Source organism: Parendozoicomonas verongulae (assembly GCF_009711465.1).
GTDB lineage: Bacteria > Pseudomonadota > Gammaproteobacteria > Pseudomonadales > Endozoicomonadaceae > Sansalvadorimonas > Sansalvadorimonas verongulae.
Window position 1 is genome coordinate 1 of record NZ_SMME01000695.1, and the last position, 5035, is coordinate 5035.

Annotated in this window: 6 protein-coding genes; 3 read left to right on the top strand and 3 right to left on the bottom strand. The window is 47.8% G+C overall.

The window, feature by feature from the left end:
- Positions 1-42 precede the first annotated feature (42 nt).
- Both E1189_RS03035 and E1189_RS03040 read right to left on the bottom strand, forming a co-directional pair.
- Positions 43-552 carry an FKBP-type peptidyl-prolyl cis-trans isomerase gene (locus E1189_RS03035; protein ID WP_155158575.1) on the bottom strand — a complete coding sequence of 170 codons (510 nt, stop codon included), beginning with the start codon at positions 550-552 and terminating at the stop codon, positions 43-45.
- A gap of 90 nt (positions 553-642) precedes the next feature.
- Entirely contained in the window at positions 643-1632 is a 990-nt protein-coding gene (locus E1189_RS03040; RefSeq protein ID WP_155158576.1) for a DUF4062 domain-containing protein, read from the bottom strand.
- A 136-nt stretch (positions 1633-1768) separates the two neighbouring features.
- On the opposite strand from E1189_RS03040, the gene E1189_RS03045 reads away from it, so the two are divergent.
- The 3 genes from E1189_RS03045 to E1189_RS03055 all read left to right on the top strand — a co-directional run bounded on the left by E1189_RS03045 (position 1769) and on the right by E1189_RS03055 (position 4166).
- Positions 1769-3220: an alanine/glycine:cation symporter family protein gene (locus E1189_RS03045; RefSeq protein WP_230460097.1), complete on the top strand. Its 1452-nt coding sequence runs from the start codon at positions 1769-1771 to the stop codon at positions 3218-3220.
- A gap of 291 nt (positions 3221-3511) precedes the next feature.
- Positions 3512-3895, top strand: a complete 384-nt coding sequence (locus E1189_RS03050) for a type II toxin-antitoxin system RelE/ParE family toxin (protein WP_230460098.1) — start codon at positions 3512-3514, stop codon at positions 3893-3895.
- The gene (locus E1189_RS03055; RefSeq protein WP_155158577.1) at positions 3876-4166 is read left to right on the top strand and encodes a helix-turn-helix domain-containing protein; all 291 of its coding nucleotides are present in this window, start codon (positions 3876-3878) and stop codon (positions 4164-4166) included. The genes E1189_RS03050 and E1189_RS03055 overlap by 20 nt, the downstream gene beginning before the upstream one ends.
- A gap of 244 nt (positions 4167-4410) precedes the next feature.
- On the opposite strand, the gene E1189_RS03060 is transcribed toward E1189_RS03055, so the two are convergent.
- The gene (locus E1189_RS03060; protein WP_155158578.1) at positions 4411-4986 is read right to left on the bottom strand and encodes a hypothetical protein; all 576 of its coding nucleotides are present in this window, start codon (positions 4984-4986) and stop codon (positions 4411-4413) included.
- Between the last annotated feature and the right edge of the window lie 49 nt (positions 4987-5035).

The following is a 5035-nucleotide window of genomic DNA, read 5'->3' on the forward strand; positions in this document are numbered from 1 at the left end:
ACTATGCGAAAGCAATGATCCGGGTACTTATAAGACTACGGATCAGTGATCGCAGCCTGGCCCGTGAACGTGGCCATGTTCCAGCTCATCCGCTGTGGCATCACGCACATCAACCACTTCCACTGCAAAGTGCAGTTCCATACCCGCCAGCTCGTGGTTGGCGTTAATGATTACGTCGTTGCCCTCGATAGCCATCACTGTAACGATACGTGGACCAACAGCCGTGTCAGCATGGAATTGCTGACCAACCGTCACTTCGTGCTCGCCAAACTGCTCACGGGGAACAGGTTGAACCAGGCTCTCATCAAACTCACCGTAACCTTCTGCAGGCTCAACAGTGACAGACAGCTTTTCACCGACAGTTTTACCCGCCAGGGCGTTTTCCAGCCCTTCAACAATGTTGCCAATACCGTGAATGTAGGCCAGAGGCTCCTGACCCTCGGAGCTATCCACCAGCTCCCCTTCTTCGTCTTTCAGGGTGTAGTGAATCAGAACGACTTTTTTATCCGCTACGGTCTTTTCCAAAGCGGCCTGTGCATCAGTTGCAGTCATAAAAGGGGTTTCCCAGTAAATTGACCCCACAGAATAACAGCCTTGGGGAGGTTGAGCATAAAAAATAATAAGCAGGGCAGGTACGACGCCTTACACGACTGCACCGGGGCGGGCTAACAACTGCTTACCAGCAGGCGTTACCATCCACACTTGAAAGTGGCGGGTGGAGGCCTGGGTGTCTTTGCGAACTAATCCAGAGCGGCGCAATTTCAGCCGAATTTTACGCATAGCGGTTTCTGAAAAAACGAAATCAGCTGCAGCATGGGCCTGCGAATAACTGGCCAGAATGCTTTTGGAAAAACGCTCTGCCAGTAATTCTGAAAGTTCCCGGTTAATGCGATCTTCACTGGCTCGGGGGGAGAGTGGAGCCAGAAACGCACTGCAGATATCCGCCCACTTAAGTGACAGGTTCTGCTCAACCGCCTGACAGTTCCCACCCACATAAATATGGCAACGGAAGGAAAATTGCTCCTGGGTTTGCAGCCAGTCACTGGTATCTAAATCCCCAGTCGCCGTTTCCGGCCGCTCTTCACCGATAACGAGAGACTCTGCCGCCAGCGGCATGAACTCCAGCGCCTTCTCCTCGAAAACCGGTGTAGCCCGCGCAGATCCGGCCTTTACCCACCCGGAAGCCGGGTGAGCCTTAACAAAGCCGGGCCATGCCTGCTGGAATAAAGCCGGGATGTCTTTGCGCTCTTCCCAGATCATCGACTCGCTGCCTTCAAACTGGGAGCGAAAGGAAGCCAGCCTTGCCTGCATGTCATCCGGAACGGAACCAACCAGCTTATTTTCTGCCAAAAGACCAGAGAACACAGGAATTCTTCGTATAACAGCGTGATTTAGCTCCCTGTGTTGCCAGCTCACTCCAGATGGCGGACGAGGGATATAAACATGGCCACTGAGCATAACCAGATAGTCACAACTATCAATCAGGCTCTTGCGATCGCTCCAGCAGGACTGGCGATCTGGCCATACAGGCATAATCCCCATCTTGAGAAGGGTTGGAAGTAATGTTTCAACGCGCGGCTCTCCTGAGGCAGGAGCTACGCTAAAGTAAACGCGATAAAACCTGTCTGTCACTATCAAAATCCTTAGGGCTTAAAACCACAGAAGTCCCTACGCAGGCTTATAATTGTCGGACGGATTATAACGAATTTCACAAAAAGAAAACTGGTCACAATTATAAAAAAAACCAGTACCACAGGGGGAATACCTGATGAATGTCGACGCTATAACAACAGTTAACGCCGCGATGTGGGATTATGGCCTGGTGTATTTTCTTCTGGGAGCCAGCATCTGGTTCACTCTGCGCAGCCGGTTTATTCAGTTTCGCCTGCTGCCTCTGGCCACCCGCCTGTTATTACATTCCCGCGCCACCGATCAGGATCAGAATAAAGGCATCTCTACCTTTCAGGCCCTGTGCACCAGCCTCGCCTCCCATGTAGGAACCAGCAACCTGGCTGGTGTGGCTATCGCCATCAGCCTTGGCGGCCCCGGTGCTATCTTCTGGATGTGGGTGATGGCCTTGCTGGGCATGGCAACAGCCTTTGTTGAAAACACCATGGCCCAGATTTACAAAACCAAAAACGAAGATGGTTCTTTCCGTGGAGGCCCCGCTTACTATATTGAGAAAGCCCTTGGGCAGCGCTGGCTGGGTATAATCTTCTCCTTATGCCTGATCAGCGCCTTCGGTTTTTCCTTTAATGCAGTACAGGCCAACTCTGTAGCTGCAGCGATGAAAGAAGCCTTCAGTGTTCCCCATGAAATTATCGCCATCGGCCTCGTGGCTCTCTCGGCCCTGATTATTTATCGAGGCATCCACGGTATTGCCTCCTTCGCTGAGAAGTTCGTACCCTTTATGGCCGTAGCTTATATCTCTATCGCTCTGATTATCACCCTTATCCATATCGAGCAGCTGCCTGCCATTATTACTTTGATCTTCCGCAGCGCCTTTGGACTGGATCACGCTGTAGCCGGCGGTACTGGCTATCTGATATCCCAGGCTATTGCCCACGGAATTCGCAGAGGGCTGTTCTCCAACGAGGCTGGCATGGGCAGTGGGCCAAATCTTCACGCTATCGCCACACCTTACCCTGATCACCCCGTGACTCAGGGGCTGGTATCCATGTTCAGTGTATTCTTTGACACGATTGTGATCTGCTCCTGCACCGCAGCCATTATCCTGCTATCCGGTGTTCCGTATGGCCTTGAAGGAGAAACTGGCATCGTGCTCACTCAAAACGCTATGGACACCACCATGGGTAGCTTTGGTAAGCCCTTTATCGCGCTGACAACATTGCTGTTCGGTTTCACATCCATTGTCGCTAACACCTATTACGGAGAATCCAGCCTCCGGTTTATTCACAACAAGGATCAGTGGGTAACTGTGTACCGGTTCTTTGTATTGATGATGGTGTATTGGGGAGCGGTAGGAAGCCTGCCTCTGGTATGGGCACTTGCGGATGTGACTATGGGCTTTATGACACTGGTAAACCTGACCGCCATTCTGATTCTCTCCAAACAGGCCTTTCTACTGCTGGAGGATTTTGAATCCCAGTACAAAGCGGGTAAAAATCCAGTGTTTGATAGAAAGAACTTTCCCGCTCTTCATGAAACAATGGATAAAAATGTATGGCGACGGAAAAGGGAAAGTGTCAGCCCTTCTTAGGGGCCACATACTGGGGTCCGTTGTGATTTCATGACTTACACTAAAACCTATACTAGAAGGCTGGGCTGCAAAGCCTTTTAATGGGCTTTTTTGCACTCTATTGTGACAGTTGATTTTCTTCGATGCATGAAAACATATGCGAGCATCGTTCTGGAAGAGGGGTCCCCGAGATACAGCAATCGCCTCAAAGACCACCAAAAAAAATTCTGTAAATAGATTTATAGATAGCAAAAAAGAATAAAAAATCCTCCTCCAAACTCACCGGAAACCCCTCCGCGAGATAAGAGTCTCTTGAGAGAAGTTAACAATATTGCTAACCTAAACTGCATGAAAAGTGCTCAGTGGGAAATCCACTTCTACAGCAAAAAAGTCATGAAGGAAATGGAATCCCTTCCTGCAGGGATCCAGGCCGACTTTATTGATCTTTTGGATCAAGTTGAAGTGTATGGTCCCGCCCTTGGAGAGCCTCATACCAAGTCAATGGGACGAGGCCTTTTTGAAATCAGAGCTCATGGAGCAGAAGGACAGGGTCGAGGGCTTTTTTGCTCTGTTAAACAGAATAAGTTAGTGATTTTGCACATATTCCAGAAGAAATCACAAAAGACACCTAAAAAAGACTTGGATATTGGTTATCAGCGCTTGAAGGAGGTCAAAAATGGCCAAGTTAAGTTATAAGGAATATCGGGATAAAGCTCTGGAAAAAGAAGAAATCCAGAACGTTTTTTCAGAACATGAAGAGTTTTTTGCTCTGCGGCGTGAGCTTATTCGCATGCGCCAAGAGGCTGGAATGACTCAGGAAGAGATCGCACAAGTTATCGGCACACAAAAAACAAGCATCTCTCGCTTGGAGAGCTCAAACAGCAAAACACTTCCCAGCCTGGGGATGCTGAAGAAGTATGCAGCAGCGACAGGGCATAAGCTCAATATATCCTTTCTGCCAGTATAAGTGTCTGTCATACGAACGACATTACGTTAATATGTAGAAGTTCCGATCTGAATATTGTTTTTGAAGGGGCACCTTCGGAAAGACAAAAAGTAGCACTCATTATCTCCTGCTTATAGCTGTTGAGAATTACAGCAATACTCCTTTGCTGGGAGCTGAATAGTACTTGTACTAATCCAGCGTTAATATTGATTTAAGGAATAGAAAAGCCCCAAAGATTGTAATTAACCTTCAGGGCAAGAAGTATTTAAACTTTAACAGAAGAATCGATTGCCTTTCTCAGTCTATCTGTATCCACTCCTATTGATTGATGCAAAGCATCAAAAAAAGAATGGAGATTTTGAATGACCATAATTCGCACTTCTCTTGATGAATCTGCTACAGGAACAGGATCTTCAACTTGATCTTCTACCTTATATGTATGTGCGCCTGAGATAGGGTCATAAAACACTGTCCCATTAGGAAACCGAAGGAAATCATATTTTGAAGTAACCTTCTTGATCAAAAGCCTTCTTGTATCTCCATACGGAGCAAAACCAAGCAGGTATGATGTCATAAAGAATGGTTGATAGGTTTGAATAGGCGGTGCAAATGCCTGCATTTGCGGAGCGTGGTAAATCTGAGGGTACAGATGAGGGGGATACCAATAATTAAAAGCGATATTACTCAGCCCAGACTCAACTTTGGAGAATATAGAGTTGGCCGCATCAAAAGCTAGGTTATGCTCCTCAATTTGTTCTTCCAAGCTCTTTATGTTTGAGGCTATACCTGCATCGTTAAGCGCCACAGGACCACTCTGTGAAAGATTATTCTGATTCATCATGATTTCCAGTCAGAAAGATTTTCGCCACTTGCCAAATGACACGGACGTT